17 protein-coding genes and 1 riboswitch are annotated in these 17719 nt (G+C 69.9%); of the genes, 9 read left to right on the top strand and 8 right to left on the bottom strand.

All coding sequences use genetic code 11. The features are described 5' to 3' along the window. Positions 1 to 53 precede the first annotated feature (53 nt). A complete protein-coding gene (gene cobO, locus QE363_RS16500) occupies positions 54 to 653 on the bottom strand; it encodes a cob(I)yrinic acid a,c-diamide adenosyltransferase (protein WP_373424646.1) in 600 nt (199 codons plus the stop codon). Next, entirely contained in the window at positions 653 to 1177 is a 525-nt protein-coding gene (gene cobU, locus QE363_RS16495; RefSeq protein ID WP_309697005.1) for a bifunctional adenosylcobinamide kinase/adenosylcobinamide-phosphate guanylyltransferase, read from the bottom strand. The genes cobO and cobU overlap by 1 nt, the downstream gene beginning before the upstream one ends. A gap of 27 nt (positions 1178 to 1204) precedes the next feature. On the opposite strand from cobU, the gene QE363_RS16490 reads away from it, so the two are divergent. The 3 genes from QE363_RS16490 to QE363_RS16480 are packed head-to-tail and all read left to right on the top strand — an operon-like array spanning position 1205 to position 4567. After that, entirely contained in the window at positions 1205 to 2194 is a 990-nt protein-coding gene (locus QE363_RS16490; RefSeq protein WP_309697003.1) for an aminotransferase class I/II-fold pyridoxal phosphate-dependent enzyme, read from the top strand. Further along, positions 2187 to 3125, top strand: a complete 939-nt coding sequence (gene cbiB / locus QE363_RS16485) for an adenosylcobinamide-phosphate synthase CbiB (RefSeq protein ID WP_309697000.1) — start codon at positions 2187 to 2189, stop codon at positions 3123 to 3125. Before QE363_RS16490 ends, cbiB begins: the two co-directional genes overlap by 8 nt. Further along, a complete protein-coding gene (locus QE363_RS16480) occupies positions 3113 to 4567 on the top strand; it encodes a cobyric acid synthase (RefSeq protein WP_309696998.1) in 1455 nt (484 codons plus the stop codon). The genes cbiB and QE363_RS16480 overlap by 13 nt, the downstream gene beginning before the upstream one ends. Here QE363_RS16480 and cobS read toward each other — a convergent pair. The 6 genes from cobS to QE363_RS16450 all read right to left on the bottom strand — a co-directional run bounded on the left by cobS (position 4552) and on the right by QE363_RS16450 (position 13320). Further along, the gene (cobS, locus tag QE363_RS16475) at positions 4552 to 5268 is read right to left on the bottom strand and encodes an adenosylcobinamide-GDP ribazoletransferase (RefSeq protein ID WP_309696996.1); all 717 of its coding nucleotides are present in this window, start codon (positions 5266 to 5268) and stop codon (positions 4552 to 4554) included. The two genes, QE363_RS16480 and cobS, sit on opposite strands and share 16 nt — an antisense overlap. Beyond that, a complete protein-coding gene (locus QE363_RS16470; RefSeq protein ID WP_309696993.1) occupies positions 5265 to 5822 on the bottom strand; it encodes a histidine phosphatase family protein in 558 nt (185 codons plus the stop codon). Before QE363_RS16470 ends, cobS begins: the two co-directional genes overlap by 4 nt. Continuing rightward, complete coding sequence (cobT, locus tag QE363_RS16465; RefSeq protein ID WP_309696991.1) at positions 5819 to 6829, bottom strand: nicotinate-nucleotide--dimethylbenzimidazole phosphoribosyltransferase; 1011 nt, start codon at positions 6827 to 6829, stop codon at positions 5819 to 5821. Before cobT ends, QE363_RS16470 begins: the two co-directional genes overlap by 4 nt. Beyond that, positions 6826 to 7233 carry a DUF1636 domain-containing protein gene (locus QE363_RS16460; protein WP_307100414.1) on the bottom strand — a complete coding sequence of 136 codons (408 nt, stop codon included), beginning with the start codon at positions 7231 to 7233 and terminating at the stop codon, positions 6826 to 6828. Before QE363_RS16460 ends, cobT begins: the two co-directional genes overlap by 4 nt. Positions 7234 to 7324: 91 nt before the next feature. Then, a riboswitch (cobalamin riboswitch) is annotated at positions 7325 to 7509 on the bottom strand. A 409-nt stretch (positions 7510 to 7918) separates the two neighbouring features. Further along, positions 7919 to 10186: a DPP IV N-terminal domain-containing protein gene (locus QE363_RS16455; RefSeq protein ID WP_309696988.1), complete on the bottom strand. Its 2268-nt coding sequence runs from the start codon at positions 10184 to 10186 to the stop codon at positions 7919 to 7921. Beyond that, complete coding sequence (locus tag QE363_RS16450) at positions 10183 to 13320, bottom strand: glycoside hydrolase family 2 TIM barrel-domain containing protein (RefSeq protein ID WP_309696987.1); 3138 nt, start codon at positions 13318 to 13320, stop codon at positions 10183 to 10185. The genes QE363_RS16455 and QE363_RS16450 overlap by 4 nt, the downstream gene beginning before the upstream one ends. A gap of 142 nt (positions 13321 to 13462) precedes the next feature. Between QE363_RS16450 and QE363_RS16445 the strand changes: the two genes are divergently transcribed. The 6 genes from QE363_RS16445 to QE363_RS16420 all read left to right on the top strand — a co-directional run bounded on the left by QE363_RS16445 (position 13463) and on the right by QE363_RS16420 (position 17719). Next, on the top strand, positions 13463 to 13909 hold the full coding sequence (locus tag QE363_RS16445; protein WP_309696985.1) for a MerC domain-containing protein: 447 nt from the start codon (positions 13463 to 13465) through the stop codon (positions 13907 to 13909). 38 nt (positions 13910 to 13947) lie between these two features. Continuing rightward, positions 13948 to 14745 carry a phosphatase PAP2 family protein gene (locus QE363_RS16440; protein ID WP_309696983.1) on the top strand — a complete coding sequence of 266 codons (798 nt, stop codon included), beginning with the start codon at positions 13948 to 13950 and terminating at the stop codon, positions 14743 to 14745. A gap of 83 nt (positions 14746 to 14828) precedes the next feature. Then, positions 14829 to 15818, top strand: a complete 990-nt coding sequence (locus QE363_RS16435) for an SDR family oxidoreductase (RefSeq protein ID WP_309696982.1) — start codon at positions 14829 to 14831, stop codon at positions 15816 to 15818. 107 nt (positions 15819 to 15925) lie between these two features. After that, on the top strand, positions 15926 to 16831 hold the full coding sequence (locus QE363_RS16430; RefSeq protein WP_309696979.1) for an ROK family protein: 906 nt from the start codon (positions 15926 to 15928) through the stop codon (positions 16829 to 16831). A 58-nt stretch (positions 16832 to 16889) separates the two neighbouring features. After that, positions 16890 to 17450: a glycosyl hydrolase 108 family protein gene (locus QE363_RS16425; RefSeq protein WP_309696976.1), complete on the top strand. Its 561-nt coding sequence runs from the start codon at positions 16890 to 16892 to the stop codon at positions 17448 to 17450. Next, positions 17447 to 17719, top strand: a complete 273-nt coding sequence (locus QE363_RS16420; protein ID WP_309696974.1) for a 3TM-type holin — start codon at positions 17447 to 17449, stop codon at positions 17717 to 17719. The genes QE363_RS16425 and QE363_RS16420 overlap by 4 nt, the downstream gene beginning before the upstream one ends.

Here is a 17719-nt window from a genome sequence, read left to right as displayed (position 1 = left end):
GGAGGGGCTTAAAACGGATTGCCTCGCCGCAAGCTTGTGCCGGGATGACGGGGTCAGAACTCGATGCCCTTCTGCGCCTTCACGCCCTGTTCGCGGAAGGGATGCTTCACCTGCGTCATGTCGGTCACCAGATCGGCCGCCGCGATCAGCGCGTCGGGGGCGTTGCGGCCCGTGATGACGACATGGGTCATCGCGCCCTTTGTCGCCAGCACCTCCAGCACCTCGTCGACCGGCAGATAGTCATAGCGCAACACGATGTTCAGCTCGTCCGCGACGATCAGGTCATAGGCCGGGTCGGCGATCATCCGCTTCACCTCGTCCCAGGCGGTGCGCGCGGTGGCGATGTCGCGGGTGCGGTCTTGGGTGTTCCAGGTGAAGCCCTCGCCCATCGCGTGGAAGTCCACCTCGGGAAAGCGCGCCAGCACCGCCGCCTCGCCGGTGGTCATCGCGCCCTTGACGAACTGGACCATGCCGACGCGCATCCCGTGGCCGACCGCGCGGATCACCATGCCGAGCGCGGCGGTCGTCTTGCCCTTGCCCTTGCCGGTGTGGACGATGACCAGCCCCTTTTCGGCGTCGCGCGCGGCGACCATCCTGTCCTGCGCGACCTTCTTCTTGGCCATGCGCTCGGCATGTTCGGCGTCGGTTCGCATCATTTCTCTCCTGAAAGACGAAGGGGCAGCCCGGCGACCACCAGGTCGGTCGCGTCGCAGACCCCCGCCAGCCGCTGGTTCAGCGTGCCTTGCGCATCGCGGAAGCGGCGGGCCAGCGCATTGTCGGGGACGATGCCGAAGCCGACCTCGTTGCTGACCAGCACGACGGGGCCGGGCGCATCCGCGATGGCGGCGACCAGCGCATCCCCCGCCGCCGTCAGATCGGCCTCACCCAGCAGCAGGTTGGTCAGCCACAAGGTCAGGCAGTCGACCAGCAGCACCCGGTCGGCACGGCCATGCGCGGCCATGGCCTCGGGCAGCGCGAGCGGCGCCTCCACGGTCGTCCAGCGCGCGTCGCGGTCGGCCTGGTGCCGCGCGATCCGGTCGCGCATCTCCGCGTCCCAGGCCTGCGCCGTCGCGATGAAGCAGCCGGTCGGCGTCATCGCCTCGGCCAGCGACTGGGCATGGCGGCTCTTGCCCGACCGGGCACCGCCGAGGACGAGGATGGTGCGGGGCGTGCGCATGCCCGTCCGCATCGCGGGAGCCGGGCTGTGACGCAAGCGGAAATGGCCGCGCTGACCTATCATGGCGGCCGGATCGACGCGGCCAGGGCGCTGTTCCCGAACGCGCCCGCGCCGTGGCTGGACCTGTCGACCGGCATCAATCCGGTTCCCTGGACGCCGCCCGAGGGGCTGGACGTCGATGCGGGGCCCTTGCCCGATCGCGGCGCGCTCGCACGGCTGGAGGCGCTGGCGGCGGCGCATTTCGGGGTCGCGGCCGAACGCGTGGCGGCGGTGCCGGGCAGCGAGATGGCGTTGCGGCTGCTGCCGCTGCTCGGGGTGGCCCAGCCGATCGTGGCGCTTCGCCCCAGCTATGGCACGCACGGCGCGATCGCCATGACGCGGGTCGATCATGCCGCGCTGGAGAACTGGGCGGGGCAGGCGGGCAGCCTGTTGCTCGCCAATCCCAACAACCCCGATGGCGTGGTTCATACCGGCGGGACACTGGCCCGGCTGGCCGAGGCGCAGGCGCGCGCGGGCGGCTGGCTGATCCTGGACGAAGCCTTTGCCGATGCGATGCCGGATCCCGGTTTCACCGGCGGCGAGCGGGTGGTGGTGCTGCGTTCGTTCGGCAAGTTCTTCGGACTGGCGGGCGTGCGGCTGGGCTTCGTGATCGCCGCGCCCGCGCTGCTGTCGCGGCTTCGCGACCTGCTGGGCGACTGGCCGGTGTCGAGCCATGCGATGGTCTGGGGCGGCGCGGCCTATGCCGATCGCGCGTGGATCGCGGCGACCCGCCTCGCGCTGGTCGAACGCGCGGCGGCGCTCGATGCCGTGCTGGCGCGGCACGGGCTGGTCGCGACGGGGGCGTGTCCGCTGTTCCGCATGGTCGAGACACCCGATGCGGGGTCTGTTTTCCACCGGCTGGCGGCGGCGGGGATTCTCGTCCGCCCCTTTGCCGACGCGCCCGAGCGGTTGCGTTTCGGCGTGCCCGCCTCGCTCGCGGAGCTTGCGCGGCTGGACAAGGTATTGAGTCATGGCTGATCCGATCGCGCTGGTGGCGCTGGCGCTCGATGCCGCGATCGGCTGGCCCGATCGGCTCTATGCCCGGGTCGGGCATCCGGTGGGCGGCTTTGCCCGATTCCTCAATGTCTGCGAACGGCATGGCAACCGGCCCGACCGGTCCGAGGCGACCCGCCGGGCGCTGGGGGTGGCGACGATCCTGATGCTGATCGCGCTGACCGGTGCTGCGGCATGGTGGCTGGACCGCGAGGCGCATCTGCTGTTCGGTCGATGGGGCTGGATCGCCAGTGCGGTCCTGGCCTGGCCCGCGCTGGCGCAGCGCAGCCTGTACGGGCATGTCCGCCCCGTCGCCGACGCGCTGATGCGCGGCGACCTGCCCGCCGCTCGCTCGGCGGTCGCGCGGGTGGTGGGGCGCGATACCCAAAGGCTGGATCAGGCGGGCGTGTCGCGTGCCGCGATCGAGACGCTGGCGGAGAGTTTCTGCGACGGCATCGTCGCGCCGCTCTTCTGGCTGTTGCTGCTCGGCCTGCCGGGCGTCTGGGTCTATAAGGCGATCAACACCGCCGACAGCATGATCGGGCACAAGGAGCCGCGCTGGCGTGCCTTTGGCTGGGCGGCGGCGCGGATCGATGACGGCGCGAACTGGATACCGGCGCGGATCGCCGGGGTCCTGGTCTGTGTGGCGGGCGCGGGCGGCTGGGCGGTGATGAAGCGCGATGCGCGCGCCCATGCCTCGCCCAATGCGGGCTGGCCCGAGGCGGCGATGGCGGGGGCACTGGGCGTCGCGCTGGCGGGGCCGGTGAGCTATGACGGGGTGACCCAGATCAAGCCCTGGATCGGGCGCGGCGGCCGCAGCGCGACGCCCGCCGATATCGTGACGGGCTTGCAGATCTATGCCCGCGCCTGCCTGTTGCTGTGGATCGTCGCGGGGGGTGTCGCATGGCTGGCGTGATGATCCAGGGCACCGGGTCGGATGTCGGCAAGTCGGTGCTGGTGGCGGGGCTGTGCCGGGTCTTCGCCAATCGCGGGCTGTCCGTCCGCCCGTTCAAGCCGCAGAATATGAGCAACAACGCTGCCGCCACCCCGCAAGGCGGCGAGATCGGCCGGGCGCAGGCGACCCAGGCGATGGCGGCGCGGGTCGAACCGCATGTCGACATGAACCCGGTGCTGCTCAAGCCGCAGGGCGACCGCACCTCGCAACTGATCGTGCGCGGACAGGTGCGCGGGATGCTGCCCGCCGCGAAGTGGCGCGAGGGGCGGATCGGGCTGCTCCCCGAGGTGGTGGAATGCTATCGCCGGTTGGAGGCGGAATGCGACCTCGTCATCGTCGAGGGTGCGGGGTCGCCCGCAGAGGTCAATCTGCGCAGCGGCGATATCGCCAATATGGGCTTTGCGCGCGCGGCGAACGTGCCGGTGGTGCTGGCCGGAGACATTGACCGGGGCGGGGTGATCGCGTCGCTGGTCGGCACCAGGGCGGTGATCGACCCGGCCGATGCCGCGATGATCCGGGGCTTTCTGGTCAACAAGTTTCGCGGCGACCCGGCGCTGTTCGCCGATGGCATGGCGCTGATCGCCGGGCATACCGGCTGGCATTCGCTGGGGCTGATCCCGTGGCTGGCGGACGCGCGCCGCCTGCCGAGCGAGGATGCGGTGGCGCTGGAGCGGCCCGCCGCCGGGGCTGGGGGGCGGGTGGTCATCGCCTGTCCGATCACCCCGCGCATCGCCAATTTCGACGATCTCGATCCGCTGCGCCTCGAACCCCAGGTCGATCTGGTCATGGTCCGCCCCGGCCAGCCGATTCCCGATGCCGCGATGATCGTGCTGGCGGGATCGAAGACGACCATCGCCGATCTGGCCTTCGTCCGCGCGCAGGGGTGGGATATCGACATCGCCGCGCATCATCGGCGCGGGCGGCCGGTGCTGGGCCTGTGCGGCGGCTATCAGATGCTCGGGCGGCGGGTGGCCGATCCGGATGGCGTCGAGGGCCCGGCGGGCAGCGTCGCGGGGCTGGGGCTGCTGGATGTCGAGACGGTGCTGACCGGCGAAAAGACGGTGCGGCCGGTAACGGGCGAGGCGCTGGGCGCGGTCTTTTCCGGTTATGAGATTCACCTTGGCCGGACTGAGGGGCCGGATGCCACACGTCCCGTCGGGCACCTCGCCGATGGCCGGGCGGAGGGTGCGATGAGCGCCGACGGGCTGGTCGCGGGCAGCTATGTCCATGGCCTGCTGGGCGAGGCGGGGCAGCGCGCGGCGTGGCTGGCGCGGATCGGCGTGGCGGGGGCGGGGCCCGATCACCGCGCCGATGTAAACGCCGCGCTCGACGCCATCGCCGCCGTGCTGGAGGCGCATGTCGATTGCGACGCGCTGTTGCGGATCGCTCAGGCCGCCAGATAGAGGAGGGCGACGATCAGCAGGCCGGTCTCGGTCAGCTCGATCCCGGCGCCGTGCACATCGCCGGTCACGCCGCCCAGCCTTTGCCGGAACCAGAACGACAGCGGCAGGATCAGCAGCGGCGTGACGGCGATGGGCGGACAGGCCAGACCCAATAGGACCGCCGCCATCAGCCAGGCGATCATGTCGAACGGCCGCACCGCGCGCGCCACCATCGCCCCCAGCCCGCCGGGGCGCAACGGCGGCAGGACGCGCGCCCAGACCAGCGGACCGACCCGCGCCGCCGCCGGGATCAGCGCGAGCATCGGCCAGGCGCGGGCGGGCATTGCGTGGAGCAGCACCAGCTTGGCGAGAAGCTGCATGGCGAGCGCCACGACGCCGAAGCTGCCGATCTGCGGCTCGGCCATCACCGCCAGCAGCCGCGACCGGTCGCCATGCGCCGCGCCCAGCCCATCGGCCAGGTCCGCCAGCCCGTCGAGATGCAGCGCCCCCGTCACCCAGACCCAGGCCGCCAGCCCCGCCAGCGCCCCCGCCCAGGGATCGAACCGCGCGCCCAGCCAGGCGGCCGCCGCGACGATCGCCCCGACGACCAGTCCGGCGACCGGATAGAGCCGGATCGCCGCCGCGAAATCCGCCTCGTCCGCTGCGACGCGCGGCATGGGCAGGCGGGTCAGGAAACCGAGCGCGAGGATCAGCGCTTTCATGCCGTGACCAGACCCGTCACCTGCGCCGCGCGGGGGCGGCCGTCCCACACCTCCAGCGTCAACAGGCTGGCATAGGGCAGCGCAAAGGCCCAGACGGTGCGGCGGTCGAACCCGCACAGGATATGCAGCGCCGCGCGCATCGCGCCGCCATGGGTGACGACCAGCGTCGGTTCGGGCGGCAGCTCGGCGATGGCCGCCGCGACGCGCGCGACCAGATCGGACCAGCGCTCCCCGCCCGGCGGAGGGGCGGCATCGGGATCGTCCCAGAACCGGCCGAGCGCGGTCCGGTCGATCGCTTCGGGCGCCAGCCCGTCCCAGTCGCCGAAATCCAGTTCGCGCCAGCGGGGATCGACCGTGGCGGGCCCGATCGCCTCGACACAGGCGCGCGCGCGCGACAGGTGCGAACTGATCCGCCGGGTCACCGCCAGATCGCGTCCGCGCGCGGCGCAGGCGGCGATGCCCTCGACCGTCGCCGGGCTGTCGGTGCGCCCCAGCATTCGCCCCGCCGCCTCGGGCTCGCCATGCCGAAGCAGATGCAGGCGAAACGCGCTCACGCGCTCGCCACGCCCGCCTCGGCAAAGGTCGCCATGCCGTCATGCGCCGCCAGCGCCGCGCGGATGACCTGGACCGCCACCGCCGCGCCGCTCGCTTCGCCCAGCCGCATGTTCAGCGACAGGATCGGCACAAGGTCCAGCCGGTCGAGCAGCCGAATATGGCCAGGCTCCGCCGAGCAATGGCCCGCCAGGCAATGGGCGGTGATCGCGGGATTGACCAGTGCCAGCGGCGCGATCGCGGCGGTGCCGATGAAGCCGTCCAGCACCACCGGTACGCCGCGGGTACGTGCCGTCAGGATCGCGCCCGCCATCGCCGCGATCTCCCGCCCGCCCAGACGGCGCAGCAGCTCGAACGCGCTGGTCAGATGCTCGTGGTGCAGCGCCAGCCCCTCGGCCACCACCGCCGCCTTGCGCGACAGGCCGCGTGCATCCACCCCGGTGCCGGGACCGACCCAGTCGGCGGGATCGCCCCCGAAACTGGCGGCGGCCAGCGCGGCGGCGGGGGTCGTGTTGCCGATCCCCATCTCGCCCAGCACCAGCAGGTCGGCATCGCCGACCGCCGCCGCCCCCGCCGACAGCGCGGCCAGGCATTCCGCCTCGCTCATCGCCGGGCCGGTGGTGAAGTCGACCGTCGGCCGGTCGAGGTCGAGCGGCACGACCGACAGCTCCAGCCCGGCGGCGGCGGCCAGCGCGTTGATCGCGGCGCCCCCGGCGGCGAAATTGGCGACCATCTGCGCAGTCACTTCCGCCGGAAAGGCGCTGACCCCGCGTGCGACCACGCCGTGATTGCCCGCGAAGATCACCGCGCGCCCGCGATCGATCCGGGGCCGCTCGCGCCCCTGCCATCCGGCCAGAAAGATCGCGATGTCCTCCAGCCGCCCGAGCGAGCCCGGCGGCTTGGTCAGCTGTCCCTGCCGCCGCGCGGCGGCGTCGCGCGCGCCGGTATCCGGCGCGGGCAACACGGCCAGGGTCGTCTCGAAGCTGGCGATGGTCGGGAAAGCGGTCATTCGACGATGAATCCCTCGGGCGGCGTGCGGGTCAGGAAATGGCCCTTCACCCCTTGCGGCCATTGCTTGTACGGCACCTGTCCCCAGTCGCTGTCGGCATAGGCGCGCGCATAGTCCAGGATCGCGCGCGCGGCCTCCTCGTCCGGGGCGAATTTGCCCATCACATAGCCGACCTTGCCGGGGCAGCGAAGATGGACCGTGCAGAAGGACTGGCAGGCAAAGAGGCAGGGCATCTCCTCGACCGCCACATCCGCATAGGCCGGGTCGGAGGCTTTCACCGCGCGCAACGCCTCGACCAGCAGCGCGCCGCCGCGCCGCCCTTCGGCGTCCTCGCGCGCGTCGTCGGACAGGCGACAGGTGTTGCAGGCGACCACGGCGGGGCCGTTCGCGGCGGGTTTCAGCATGAACAGGGCTCGGTCATCGGGGCATGTCTCCACAAAGGCGCTGTCGTCGCGCGAGGGGATAGCCCCGTCCGCCCGGTACACCTTGACCGGCCGAAAGACGACCGCGACGGGCAGGTCTCCTGGCTCGCGGGTCGGTGCCGGTCCGCCGCCTTCTCGGGGGCGAACCCCAATGGCGTGATGGCGGATGGCTCGCCGCTTACAGTTGCAGGGGCAGCCGGGGCGTTGCACCCCATTCCCTTTTCATCCCCGAGGGGAACCTGTCGCGGGCGGAGCGATAGGCGCGGGGAGGGCGGGAGGCAACACCGCTAATTCCTCCCCTGCCAGGGGGATCGACATTCGGAATTGCGTCTTCTTCCCCTCTCCCCTGGACAGGGGAGAGGGTTAGCGAAGCTTGCCAGCCTGCTGGCTAGCGCAGCTTGGGTGAGGGGTTGAGCGAGCCGAAAGGCTCGCGCGCTCGCTTCGCGAGCGCCCACCCCTCACCCAGCTCCGACTAAGCCTTTGCTCTCGCAAAGACCAAGTCTGCGCAACCCTCTCCCCTCTGCGAGGGGCGAGGGAAGGAAAGGCATTGCTGAATGTCTAGGGGAGGTGGCAGGCCGTAAGGCCTGACGGAGGGGTGTCGCACTCTGGATAGGGGGACACCCCTCCACCAGCTTCGCTGGTCCCCCTCCCCTTGCAGGGGAGGAATTCACTCCTCCCCGCGCAAGGCCTTCAGGAAAAAGGCATATTGCCGTCGCATCGCATAGGCCACCGGGCCGGTGCTGCGCCCGGCGGTATGCTCGCCGCCGGGGATGACCAGCAGGTCGAAATCCTTGTCCGCCTTGATCAGCGCATCGACCACCTGGGTCGTGCTGGCGGGATCGACATTGGAGTCCTGTTCGCCGACGACCAGCATCAGCTTGCCCTGCAACTGGTGCGCATGGACCACGCCCGACGCGTCCAGATAGCTCTGGTCGACCGGATAGCCGAGCCATTGTTCGTTCCAGTCGATCTTGTCCATCCGGTTGTCGAAACACCCGGCATAGGCGACCCCGGCCTTGTAGAAATCGGGGTGGAACAACAGCGCGTTCAGCGTGCTCTGCCCGCCCGCCGAGCCGCCATAGATGCCGACGCGGGAAAGATCGACGGCGGGGTCCTTCGCCGCCAGCGCCTTCATCCAGGCGATCCGGTCGGGAAAGCCGCTATCGGCCAGGTTCTTCCAGGCGACGTCGTGGAACGCCTTGGAGCGGTTGGCGGTGCCCATGCCGTCGATCATCACCACGATGAAGCCCAGATCGGCGAGCTGCTGCATCCCCATGACCTTGTCGCCGCCCGAAAAGCCGCCGAACGGCCAGAAGGCCTTGGGCACGAAGCTGTCATGCGGCCCGGCATAGATGTTCTCGATCACCGGATAGCGTTTGCCCGGGTCGTAATCGTGCGGGCGGACGACTAGGCCGTAAATATCGGTCCGGCCGTCGCGGCCCTTGGCGGTGAAGCGCTCCGGCGGGCGGAACCCGGCGGCGGTCAGCGCGGTGATGTCGCCTTTCTCCAGCGTCTGGATCAGGCGGCCGTCGCGCGCGTCGTGCAGTTCCATCGTCTCCGGCAGGTCGGTGCGCGAATAGACGTCCACATAGGTCGTCATGTCGGGGGAGAAGCGGACCTCGTGCGTCGCATTCTCCTGGGTCAGCCGGGTCAGGTTACGGCCGTCGAAATCGACCCGGAACCATTGCTTATAATAAGGGTCTTCGCCGGGCACGAAGCCGCTGGCCGAGAACCAGATCTGGCGCTTGTCGTCATCGACCTTGGCGATGTCGCGGACGATCCATTGGCCCTTGGTGATCTGGCGAACGATCCGGCCGGTCGTGCCGTCGATCATATAGAGATGCCGCCAGCCGTCCCGCTCCGACGCCCAGAGAATCTCGCGGCCCATATCCTTCACGTCGTGCGACCAGATGCGGTCGCGAAAGACGAAGGTCTTCGCGGTTTCGGTCACGGCGGCATGCGCCTTGCCGGTGTCGGCATCGACCGCGATGATCTTCGCCTCGCCGAAGCCGCGCTTCAGATCGTCGAAGGCGAAGCTCCTGCCATCGGCCCGCCAGGCCGGGGCCGACAGGGTATAGGCATTTGCGAACAGCGACGGGTCGATCTCGGTCCGCTTGCCGTCGGCGACGCGGAACAGGACGGGTGCCTCCTGGTCCACCGCGTCGCCGGGCTTGGGATAGAGTTGCTGGACGACCTCGGGCTGGACCTTGCCCGGTGGCGCGGCGAGGACGCGGGTGACCATGCGGGGATAGCCGGGGCGGACGCGCTGGAGCGCGACATGCTGGCCGTCCGGGCTCCAGGCGATCGTCTCGGGATCGTAGAAATTGGCGGGGCTGCCGTCCTGGGACCGCCACAATTCCTTGCCGCCCCCCGCCTCGCGCACGACCAGATTGTCGTCGAGGACCAGCGCCTCCAGCCTGCCGTCGGGCGAGAGGCGGGGATGGTTGTCGGCGGGCACGCGCAGGTCGCGCACCACGCCGAAGCCGCGCGGGCGGCCGGGGTTTTCCGGCGGGACGACGGTGCAGGCGGGCCGGGCGAGGACGCAGCGATAGGTGACGCCGTCCTCATAGCCGATGCTGAAGGTGATTGCCGAACGATCGGGCGTATAGGCGAAATGATCGAAGGGCAGGCGGAGCGGTGCGATCGGCTTGCCCATGACCCTGGCCAATGCGGGGGCGAGCGCGGCGGCGTCGAAGGCGGGCGCCTTGGCGCGGCTGGTCGCGTCCACATCGACGAAGGCGAAGCCGCCCGCCACCGTCTTGCGATAATGGAAATGCCGTCCGTCCGCGTCCCACTCGGCGGGGGAGGCGATGTCGCGGGTCAGCCATTGCCATTGCTCGCGAAGGGCCAGCGACTGGGCGATACGGTCGGGCACGCCCTGCGCGGCGACCGGACCGGCGGCGAGCAACAGCGAAAGGGTCAGCAGGGTCTTCAACGGGCCGCTCCGATGGTGAAGCTGTAGGTCAGGGGCTGGAGCGGAATGCGGTACGGCATGTGCGCCCGGCCATCGAGGCTCCAGCCGGTATCGCCGCCGACCCCGACCTGCGCGGCGTCGATCAACAGCGTGCCGTCGCCATGCGGGCGGATGTCCGAGCTGTGCGCCTGGGACGGCGGCTTCATCGCCAGGTCGGCATAGGGGAAGGGCAGGGCGTTGACCGAAAGCGGCTGCGCCCCCGTCACGCGGAGCCCGACCCCGGTGCCGGTGAGTTGCACCCAGCGCACATCGGTCTTGTTGCCGCTCTCCTGCGGCCGGGCATAGTCGTGATACTGGTCGGCCAGCGCCCCGCTCCAGCGGGCGATCATCGCGCCGGTCTTGCGGTCGGCATAGCTTTCCCACGGGCCGCGCCCGAACCAGCTGACCTGGGTGAATTGCTGCCCCGGCGTCGCGAAGGCGAGGCCGACGCGCAAGGGATCGGGCAGCGTTGCGCGCAGCGGCGTGAAGCGGACGGTCGCCGCCGCATTGCCGTCCGGCGCCATGGTCCAGCGGGTCTGCATCTTGACCGATCCGACGCCCATGTCGTGATCCACGACGATGGCATCGCCCTCGCGCCGGATCGCGTCGAGGCGGCGATGCTCGGAGAAATATTGCCACATCGCATGGCTCTTGGGCACGCCCGCGCCCACGTCATTGTCGGTCGGCGCGCGGGTAAAATCGGGGGTGCCGCCGGTCAGCAGCGTCTTGCCGCCCCGCGCATAACGGCGGACGAGCCCGGTCGTCCGGTCGATCTCCAGCACGGCATCGCCCGCCGCCAGCGTCATCGCATCGGCGCTCTCCTGCGGCGCGACCGACCCGGCGGGTACGGCGGCGAAGACCGGGCCGGTCAGCGCGAACTGGTCCCAGCCGACGACATGGCCCGCGGGCAGCGGCGGGATCGCCCCCGCCCTGGTCCGCGCGCGCAGGATCAGCGAACGCTCGGCCGAGGCATCCCTGGGCGCGGGCAGGGTGAAGGACAGGGGCGCGCTCGCTCCCGCCGCCACGGACGGGGTGGCGATGCTGCCGCGGGCCGTCTCGACGCCATTCTCCAGCACCGTCCAGTCCAGCGTGAAGCGCGACAGGTCGATATGGTCGTGGCGGTTGACCACCTGCCACCCGCCGTCCTTGTGGGTGAAATGGATCGGCGACTGGACATGCGCCATCTCGTAATATTCGGGGTCGGGGGTCCGGTCCGACTGGATCACGCCGTCGCCGACCGGGCTGTCGTCGCCGTGCAGCCCGGCATCCTTGGGATCGGGATCATAGTCCAGGCCCTGCCCCCAATAGGGGCGGCCGTCCTTGTCCTTCAGGATCATCGTCTGGTCGACCCAGTCCCAGACGAAGCCACCCTGGAGCTTGGGATATTTGCGGAACACGTCCCAATAGCCCTGGAAGTCGCCCAGGCTGTTGCCCATCGCATGGGCATATTCGCACAGGATCAGCGGCTGGGTGAATTCGGGCCGCTGGGCATAGTCGGCCAGCTTCTCGACATCGTCGTACATGGGCGCGAAGATGTCGACATAGGCATTGGTCGGATGCCGCCAGCCGCTCATGCTGTAACCCAGGAAGTTGATCAGCCGGGTCTTGTCGTGCTTGCGAATCCATTTCGCCGCCGCCTCGAAATTGGGGCCGACGCCGCTTTCATTGCCCAGCGACCAGAAGATGATCGAGGGGTGGTTGCGATCGCGCTCGACCATGCGTTGCACCCGGTCGAGATGCGCCGCCGCCCATTCGGGCTTGTGGCCCAGGTTCAGCGTCGGATCGCCCTTTTCCTGGGTGAGGCTCAAGTAACCGTGGCTCTCGATATTGGCCTCGTCCATCACGTAGAGGCCATATTCGTCGGCCAGGTCGTACCAGCGCGGATCATTGGGATAGTGCGAGGTGCGGACCGCGTTGATATTGGCGGCCTTCATCAGCTCGATATCCTTGCGCATCGTCTCTTCGGAGACGACGCGGAAGGTGTGGGGGTCATGCTCGTGGCGGTTGACGCCGCGGATCATGATTCGCTTGCCGTTGACCCGCACCTCGCCGCCCGCGACCTCGACGGTGCGAAAGCCGATGCGGCGGCTGGTCGCCTCGATCAGCTTGCCCTTCGCGTCGAGCAGTTCGACCAGCAGCGTGTAGAGGTTGGGGTCCTCGGCGCTCCACGTCTTCACCGCCGGAACCTCGGCGGCGATCGTCGCGGCCGTGCCGGTCGGCGGCGCGGTCCGGGTCAGCACGACCCGCTTGCCGTCGAGCAGCGTGGCGCGCACCGAGGTCGCCTGCGCCGCGCCCGCCAGGTCGATCGCGGCCGACAGCGTCCCGTCGCGATAGTCATGGGTCAGCCCGGCATCGATCGCCAGATCGCGGATATGCGTCTGCGGCGCGGCATAGAGGGTGATCGACCGCTCGATCCCATTGACCCGCCAGAAATCCTGATCCTCGAGGTAGCTGCCGTCCGAATGGCGGTAGAGCTCGATCGCGATGGTGTTCCGGCCCGGCCGGGCGGCGCGGCTGATGTCGAATTCGGCGGGGAGCTTGGAATCCTCCGAATAGCCGATCTTCTGGCCGTTGACCCAGAGATAATAGGCCGCCCCCGCCGCGCCGATGTTGAGGAGCAGGCGGCGTCCGGCGAAATGCGCCGGAACGGTGAAGTCGCGGCGATAGGAGGCGACCTCGTTCAGCCGATGCTCGATAAAGGGTTCGTTGCGCGGAAAGGGATAGCCGCTGCCGACGAAGACCGGACGGCTCAGCCCCTGCGCCTGGAGGATGCCGGGGACCGCCACGTCGTGCCAGCTCGATACGTCGCGCGCCGGGTCCTCGAAGCCGATCGGGCGCGCCTCGGGATTGGGCGACATGTGCACCTTCCACGTCCCGTCGAGCGACAGGTGATAGCGCGAGCGGGCGACATCGCCCGCCAGCGCCGCCGACCGCGTCTCGAACCCGACGAAACTGCTGTGCATCGGCTCCGCGCCGATCCGGTCGATCGCGGGATTCTCCCAATCGGGGCGGGGCGGGACGGGTTGGGCCGGTTGGGGAGCCGGGGTTTGCGCCAGCGCGGTGCTCGCCATCATGGCCGACAGGCTTGCCCACAGGGCCAGTCGCTTCGTCGCCATATCCCATCCTCCTCCTCTGAAACCACGCCATGCTAGATTATACGGAATACAATTTAAAGGCATGGTCGTCGGATTTAGCACTTGCCATCCATGATACATAATATCATTAGCCGCCACCGGGGGGCGAATGGGAAAGGCCCGGATGATGACCGAACGCAACGATGGCGACGAAGCGGCGCTGGCCGCGATGCCGGGAGGAGCGCCGCATCATCGCGGCGGCTGGGGCGTGGACCGTCTGGCCATCTCGGCATCGACCCTGTGCCTGATCCATTGCCTGTTCCTGCCCGTGCTGGCCGCCTTCCTGCCCGCGCTCGCCCAGTGGACCGACACCGGCGAGGCGTTCCATCTCGTCATGCTGGCCATCGCGGTCCCGCTGAGCAGCTTCGCACTGATCCGGGGGTGGCGGCAGCATCGCGTGGTCGGCCCGCTGCTGGCGGGCGCGAGCGGTCTGCTCCTGCTGATGTTCGGGGTGATGCTCGACCATATGCTGATCGGCACGATCCTGACCGTCGGTGGCGGCATCACGCTGGCGCTGGCGCATATCGCCAATCTCCATGCCACCAACATGCGGTTGCTGACCGCGCTGTAACCCGATTTCTTCAACCCGAGCCGTGAGTGGGGGACGCCGTGTCCAAATCGAAGTTCGTCGCATCCTGTCTGGTCCTGGCCCTGATGGGCACCGCCGCGCTGGCCGAAGTGCGCGAGGGGGACGAGCCGCCGCACTATCTGCCCGCGGGCGGGTTCGACCTGCTCGCGATCCTGCCGCCCGCGCCCAGGCCGGACGATGCGCGTGGCAAGGCCGACCGGGCGATCTTCCGCCAGACGCGCAAGCTGGTCGGCACGCCGCGCTGGGCGCTGGCGACCAACGACGTGAAGCTGGACGATGCGGACATGGCGCATGACTTCTCCTGCGCGCTGGGCATCGCGCTGACCCCGCAGAACGCCCCGGTGACGATCCGGCTGATCGATGCGGTCGGCTCCGACACCGCGCGCGCCACGGGGATCGCCAAGCGCTATTACAAGCGGCAGCGCCCCTATCTGATCGACCGGGGTCCGGTCTGCCAGCCCGCATCCGAGCTCAAGGGCAGCTATGACTATCCCTCGGGCCACACCACGGCGGGATGGACCTGGGCGATGCTGCTGGCCGAGATCGCGCCCGATCGCGCGACGCCGATCCTGGCGCGCGGGCGGGCCTTTGGCGAAAGCCGGATCGTCTGCGGTGCGCACAATGCCAGCGCGGTCGAGGGCGGGCGGCTGTCCGCCACCGTGACGCTGACCGCGCTGTCGCAAAGCCCCGCCTTCCAGCATGACCTGGCGGCCGCGCGGGCAGAGATCGACGCGCTGCGCCGGAACCCGGCGACGCCGCGCCCGGACGCGGCCGCCTGTCGGCAGGAGGCGGCGCTGGTCGCGCAACCGATCTTCTGACCCTTCACCCGTTTCATGACGGAACTGTCATCCGCCGCACCTGTTCGGGTGGGGCGGGCGGCTTTTCGGCAAGGAACGGGATTATGGACAAGATTTCGGCATCGCGGCGCGCTGTCCTCGGTGGAGCGGCGGCGGCCGTCGCGGCCCCTGCGGTCGCGGCGCAGGCCACCGGCCCCGCGACCACGCCGGTCAACACCGTGCAGGACCCGGTCAACCGTTACCCCAGGCCGTCCTTTCCCCGCCAGCCCCAGGCCTGGCCCGGCCTCGCCAGCAAGATGCAGCCGCTGCCCGATCATGGCGAGAAGAGCTATCGCGGCTCGGGGCGGCTGTCGGGGCGCAAGGCGCTGATCACCGGCGGTGATTCGGGGATCGGGCGCGCCGCCGCCATCGCCTATGCGCGCGAAGGCGCCGATGTCGCGATCAACTATCTGCCCGCCGAGGAATCGGACGCGCGCGAGGTCATCGCGCTGATCCGGGCCGAGGGGCGCAAGGGCGTGGCCATCCCCGGCGACATTCGCGATCCCGCCTTTTGCCGCAAGCTGGTCGCCGGTGCGGTGCGCGAGTTGGGCGGGCTGGACATACTGGTCAACAATGCCGGGCGCCAGCAATCGGTCGAGGACCTCGCCGATCTGGACGAGGCGGCGTTCGACTGGACGATGAAGACCAACATCTATGCGCCCTTCTGGATCACCAAGGCGGCGCTGCCGCATCTGAAGCCCGGATCGGCGATCATCATCACCGCCTCGGTCCAGGCGTTCCAGCCCTCGGGCAATCTGTTCGACTATGCCCAGACCAAGGCGGCCAATGTCGCCTTCGCCAAGTCGCTGGCCAAGCAGCTCGGCCCCAAGGGCATCCGGGTGAACGCGGTCGCGCCGGGCCCGTTCTGGACCCCGCTCCAGCCCTCGGGCGGGCAGCCGACCGACAAGGTGGCGAGCTTTGGCGAGGATACGCCGCTGGGCCGTCCGGGCCAGCCCGCCGAACTGGCGGCGACCTATGTGACGCTGGCCGCGTCCGAACAAAGCTATGCCACGGGACAGGTGTTCGGCGCCTCGGGCGGTACCGGCGTGGGCTGAACCGTCCCGCTCCCGCCAGGCTTTTTGCAGCCTCGCTCTTGACCGCGACGCGCGGTTTCGCGCAGGCGCGCACATCTTAGCGAATAAGAGTCTGGCGGGAGAATGGAATGACCGAGGCACAGGATCGGATCGTCGCGGGGGTCGAGCTTGGCGGTACGAAATCGATTGTACTGATCGGGCGCGGACGGGACATTCTGGTATCCGAGCGGTTGCCGACGACCACGCCCGCCGTCACGCTGGCCGCGCTGCGCCAGCGTCTGGCCGAATGGCGCGACGAATATCGGCCCGAGGCGCTGGGCATCGGCAGCTTCGGCCCGATCGCGCTGGACAAGACCGGCATGGACTATGGCCATATGCTCGCCACCCCCAAGCCCGGCTGGGCGGGGGCGGACGTGGCGGGCGCGCTGGCCGAGGGCTTTGGCGATCACGTCGCGATCCATACCGACGTGACCGGCGCGGCGCTGGCCGAGGGGCAGTGGGGCGCGGCGCGTGGCCTGTCCGACCATGTCTATGTCACCATCGGCACCGGCGTCGGCATGGGCATCATCGTCAACGGCCAGCCGGTGTCGGGCCGGATGCATCCCGAGGCGGGCCATGTCCGCGTCCGCCGGGTGCCGGGCGACACCTTTGCGGGCTCCTGCCCGTTCCACGGCGATTGCCTGGAAGGGCTGGTGGCGGGCCCCGCCATCGCCGCGCGCACGGGCAAGCCCGCCCAGGAGCTGGCGGCGGACGATCCCGCCTGGGGCTTCGTCGCCGATGCGCTGGCGGAGAGCTTTGCCGGGCTGTTCCTGACGCTGGCCTGCGGGCGGATCGTCATCGGCGGCGGCGTGGGCGTGGGCCAGCCGCACCTGCTCGACATGGTGCGGGCCGCCACGGTCGAGAAGCTGTCGGGCTATCTGCCCTTCGTGGACGCCGCACAGGTCGCCAACCGGATCGTCCATGCGCAGCTGGGCGACCAGGCGGGGCCGCTGGGCACGCTGGCCCTGGCGCGCAGCGTCCTGCCCCAAGCGTAAAATCCCTGTCCTACAACGAACCGATATGGTTCCTTCCCTCCTGTCATGGGAGGGTGATATGGGACAGGGGAACAAGACGGCGGGGGTCGATGCGCTGATCGCACAGGTGATCGCGCGCGAGGGCGATTACAGCGATCACCCCGCCGACCGGGGCGGCGCGACGCGGTTCGGCATCACCGAGACGGTCGCGCGCGCCGACGGCTATACCGGGCCGATGCGCCGCCTGCCGCTGGCGCGGGCGGAGGCGATCTATCGGCGGCTATACTGGACCGCGCCGGGGCTCGACCGGGTGGACGAGCTGGCCCCGACGCTGGCCGAGGAGCTGTTCGACACCGGTGTCAACATGGGGCCGGGGGTGGCGGCCGGGTTCCTGCAACGCGCGCTGACCGCCCTGAACCGGGGCGGGCGCGACTATCCCGACCTAGTGCCCGACGGGCGGATCGGCCCCGCCACGCTGGCCGCGCTGGCGGCGTTCCTGCGGCATCGCGGGGCGGCGGGCGAGACCGTGCTGCTGAAGGCGGTCGAGGCGTTGCAGGGCGAACGCTATCTGACGCTCGCCGAGCGGCGGCCCGCCAACGAGGCGTTCCTGTACGGCTGGCTCGCGGACCGGCTGTCGTGACCGGCGGCGACGGCATCGACGATGCGGCGGGGGAGGGCGGCGATGCCTGGACCCGCCGGGCGCGGCCGACCTTCCTCTATGTCATGTACGCGCTGCTGCTGTGGAGCATCCCGATGGGGCTGCTCGCCGGTCTGCGGCCCGGCATGGCGGCGGCGATGATCCGGGGCATGGCGCAATATCTCGCGGCCATACCCGAGCCGCTCTATGCGCTCTTCGGCACCGGCTATCTGGGCTATACGGTGGCGCGCGAATGGGGAAAGCGGCGATGA

This window comes from Sphingomonas sp. SORGH_AS_0870, assembly GCF_031453175.1.
GTDB lineage: Bacteria > Pseudomonadota > Alphaproteobacteria > Sphingomonadales > Sphingomonadaceae > Sphingomonas.
Note: the sequence above shows the minus strand (reverse complement) of the source record. Positions and strands in the feature narration are given on the sequence as shown.